The organism is Okeania sp., from assembly GCF_983059655.1.
Genome location: NZ_CEZPJD010000805.1, coordinates 1 through 3,576, shown reverse-complemented (window position 1 = coordinate 3,576; position 3,576 = coordinate 1). Strand labels below are relative to the sequence as shown.

The window sequence follows — 3,576 nt, the reverse complement described above, 5'->3', positions numbered from 1 at the left end:
TGTAAAGATCGTTAAGTTGATTTGACTTTGCAGGTGATGATATGGATAGGACTGTTGCTACAGTCAATACTGCCAAAAATATTTGTTTCATTCTCAATAACTAAATTTTCTGATTTTACTGTAGCGATAGTAACAGAAATATTATTAGAAAAATACTAGTCATCTATAGCTATAATTTTTTCTAATATTTTAATTTAGACTACAATTGCTATACTTATAAACTAAGTGACTATATGTATAGCAGAAGAAAGAAGGAAGAAGAAAGAAGGAAGAAGGAAAAGTCTTACGTTGTCTGAGTTTTAAACTTTTGAACTGTCCTAACCTTTCCTTCGACTGCTATAATTTTTTTGCAAAAAGATACCACAGTATAGAAAAGGAATGAGGTACGCCTAATTTTAAGGCAGAAGCCAGAAGTCAAAAGCTAAGAAGATTAAATACTCAAAAAGTTAGCATTTTGAGAGGATTATGGTAGAACAATCAAGGTACTATTCTTCTGACTATTTCTTCTATAATTCCCATTTCTCCTGACTTCACCGATTCTGGCTCCTACCTTTACCAAAAAACTTTATGAGCGCAAACCCTAATTAAAGTCTTATTCCCGATATTTTCTATGAGGGGTTTAAGATCCTACTGTCAATGAGAGTGCTTAAAATTACTCGGGTTTATGAGACACGGAGTAGGGTGTTGAAGACTATCCCCATTTTTCCCTTCTGCCTCCTGCCTTCTGCCTTCTTCATGGCCTATGACTGCGACGAATTTTAGTAATTTGGTCTGCCATGTCCAAAATTGCTTCTGGCATATCTGGACCTGTCAAAATTACATCTACATTACCAGGACGTTTTTCTAGAAATTCTATCACTTCAATATCTGGAATTAAGCCAAAATTAATTGCTACGCTTAACTCATCAAGAACTACTAACTCATACTTTCCTTCATCTACAATCTTTTGAGTATAGCTCCACAACTCTAGTAGTGAATTTTTCTGACTTTCATCTACATCCGGCGTATCAATACAACCACGAAGACCACAACGAACCCAATCAAGATTTTGCCCTAGTTGCATTGGATGCTCATGTCCCTGGTGAATTCCTCCTTTGAGAAACTGTACAATCAACACAGGAGTTCCTTGGCCAGCTATCCTCAAAGCTTGAGCCATAACATCAGTAAAGAAATTGCGCTGACCGCTGGTAAATACTTGCACCAGACCAGGAACAGTGTATGGTAGATCGCTAGGAATATTTAGAGAAGGGGTTTGTAGTTGTGCAACCATTATGAGAATTAAAATTTAGAAATCTATTTTTGGTAATATACTGAATTTTTCCAGTTTGTAAGCTGGACTGAAACATTGCCCAAGGACAATACTTGTTTTACAATATATAGTGCTTTTTGTGATTCTACTACAAATTTAACACTATATGTATGTCCAATTAAAGGAAATAGTTCAATAATGGATAATGGATAATTGATAATTGATAATGGATAATTGATAATTGATAATTGATAATTACCTCTTCCTTTTAGGGCTATCCCTTATAAGGAACTCCTAAAACCCTATAATTTTAGGAATGCTAATACATTATGGATTATGACTAAAGATACCAGATGGGTTATATATAGCGCTTTGCGCAGCTCATTTGGCAGTAGGCAATAGCGGTCGGACCCCGCGCCGCCGACAGCTCGCTTGCGGAATGCTGACCAAGAGAGGCAGTAGGGGGGGATAAAAAGCTGATGATATAAAACTTTTAGCTATTGGACAGTTCCTGAAATTTGTAAAGCAAGCCAGCACACATTGCTATATCTATTAGACCTCTCCGGAAAAGAGGGAGTAGGGAGTAGGGGAAAAGAATTCATGATTTATGCGTATGGGATTGATTTAATTTTTGATTATCACCAGATGTCTATTATTCTGAATTTTTGATAGATCAATTAATGCTTCTATATACATGTATAAAATAATCGAGTGATTAATTAAGTTGAGAGACTGTGAGACTAATAATATTAGGTGGTCCAGGTGCCGGGAAAGGAACTCAAGCACAATGGTTATGTAATCATTTACAAATTCCTTTAATTTCTATTGGCGATTTACTCAGAGAGGCGATCGCTTTTCAAACAAAATTAGGCCAGATGGCGCAGCTTTATGTAGAAAAGGGGGAGTTAGTACCAGACCAAACAATGATCCAGTTTGTTCGTCAACGACTTTTACAGTCTGATGTTAGCCAGGGTTGGTTAATTGACGGTTATCCGAGAACTGCTTTTCAGGCGGAAGAACTAAATTTTTTATTAGATGATTTAGGGCAAAAGCTAAACTGGGCAATTTATTTACAGGTATCTGAGGAGATACTTATGAATCGATGTCTACAGCGATCGCGTGCTGATGATGACCCAGAAATTGTGCGACGTCGGGTAGAATTATTCTATGAGCGTACTATTCCTATTTTGGAATATTATGAATATCGTCAAAGATTACTCACTATTGATGGGGAACAACAAGTTACCCAAGTCCAACAAGAAATATTACAACAACTTAATTCTCAGTAGTTTATTAATTAATCAATTTTTAAGATATCTATGTCTTGGCAACGTCCTGATGGTAGACAACCAGATAAATTACGTCCTATCAGTTTTGAGTTAGATTATACTAAATTTGCCACAAGTTCTGTTTTAACTAAGTGTGGCGATACAAAGGTACTTTGCACTGCCACCATCCAACCAGGAGTACCTAAATTTTTGGTAGATACGGGAAAGGGTTGGTTAACTGCAGAATATAGAATGTTACCTGGTGCAACTCCCCAACGCCAACAACGAGAATTTATGAAACTTTCTGGGCGCACTCAAGAAATTCAAAGATTAATCGGACGTAGTCTGAGAGCATCCCTGGATCTGAATTTATTAGGGGAACGCACTATTATAGTAGATACTGATGTTTTGCAAGCAGATGCGGGTACTCGTACTACTTCTATTACTGGGGGGTTTGTGGCAGTGGCAAATGCTATTAACAAGTTGATGGAGCAGGGAGAGTTGGAGCGATCGCCTATTTTGCATCAAGTTGCTGCTGTTTCAGTGGGGTTATTGGAGGGGAAAGAATTTTTGGATTTGAATTACACTGAAGATGTAGCTGCAGAAATTGATTTTAATGTGGTGATGAATGATAAACCTGCTTTAATTGAAGTTCAGGGAACAGCAGAAGCAGGTAGCTTTAGTCGTACTCAACTTAATCAAATTTTAGATTTAGCAGAAGCAGGAATTCAAGAGCTATTTGTAGCTCAACGTCAAGTTATATCATATCCAGTTTAATATCAAATTGATAAATGTTTGCTACAAATAGTTGGGGTATTTCTTAGAATTTCCTACGGAATGCTCCGCAAACAGAATTCAGAATCCAGGAGTCGTATTAGAATAGATTTAATACCATTTTTGATGTTGTAAATTATTTTTTTCGTCAAATAGACTTTCTGTATAAAGACTTTTTCTGGTGCTTATTATTCGTAACATTCTTTTTTCATGCATGGTATAACGAAGTCATATCATGTCCGGTAGCATCGGTATTGTATAGAGAAGGTAAGGAAGAAGGAAGAA

3 protein-coding genes are annotated in these 3,576 nt (G+C 36.7%); 2 read left to right on the top strand and 1 reads right to left on the bottom strand.

Features of this window, described 5'->3' with window-relative positions; genetic code table 11:
• Positions 1-733 precede the first annotated feature (733 nt).
• Positions 734-1,270 (bottom strand): P-loop NTPase family protein, encoded by a 537-nt coding sequence (locus tag AC3DU7_RS28635; RefSeq protein ID WP_488042652.1) that lies wholly within the window; start codon positions 1,268-1,270, stop codon positions 734-736.
• A 713-nt stretch (positions 1,271-1,983) separates the two neighbouring features.
• Here AC3DU7_RS28635 and AC3DU7_RS28630 point away from each other — a divergent pair.
• A complete protein-coding gene (locus AC3DU7_RS28630; protein WP_488042651.1) occupies positions 1,984-2,538 on the top strand; it encodes an adenylate kinase in 555 nt (184 codons plus the stop codon).
• Positions 2,539-2,568: 30 nt separating this feature from the next.
• Positions 2,569-3,294 carry a ribonuclease PH gene (gene rph, locus AC3DU7_RS28625; protein ID WP_488042650.1) on the top strand — a complete coding sequence of 242 codons (726 nt, stop codon included), beginning with the start codon at positions 2,569-2,571 and terminating at the stop codon, positions 3,292-3,294.
• Positions 3,295-3,576 lie beyond the last annotated feature (282 nt).